Below are 646 nucleotides of genomic sequence, written 5' to 3'. Positions count from 1 at the left end.
TATCGAATGCAAACGCACTACAAATCCTTTAACTAACCTTGGTCTTATGCATCACATTTAACAATGCACCGAGCATAATCAAAACAACCCCGACTACTGCAAGTATGCTCGGCACTTCAGCAAAAAACATCCAACCAAAAATAACGGAAAAAACAACCTGCACATAAGAAAATGCCGTTGCCCTCGCAGCAGTTTCTGTTTTCATCGCTTTTGTTAAGCCCTCTTGACCGATCTGAGTAAATATCCCCACGGCCAATAAAACAAAATACGTTGTCCAAGACTCTGGCACCACAAAGTCGTTCCCTAATACAACAAGAGAAAACGGTAAAGCGATTAAGGGGAAATAAAAAATAATGACGGAGCTGTCTTCAAGGTGACTAAGTTTTCGCACCAGCACATAAGCAATGGCACTGCCGAATGCTCCAATCAAGGCAAAAATAACGCCTAGTTGATCGAGTTGAGTAAGACTACCTCCATGCACCCAACTTGGCTCAACAACCAAAATTAAGCCGACAAGACTCAAAACGATGCTCCCCAACAAAGACGCATGAAAACGCTCGGCTAAAAAAAACAAAGCTAGTACTGCGACGAAAACAGGGTGTAAATATTGAAGCATCGTGGCTTCGGCAAGAGGAAGACGAGTCAA

The 646-nt window shown here is 42.9% G+C and carries 1 protein-coding gene; it reads right to left on the bottom strand.

Annotated features, from left to right (window positions below):
* Window positions 1–28: 28 nt before the first annotated feature.
* Window positions 29–646 (bottom strand): DMT family transporter (locus tag A3739_RS04125; RefSeq protein ID WP_156502336.1); only part of this gene is annotated, 618 nt, incomplete at its 5' end.

Source organism: Oleiphilus sp. HI0067, from assembly GCF_001635735.1.
Note: the sequence above shows the minus strand (reverse complement) of the source record. Positions and strands in the feature narration are given on the sequence as shown.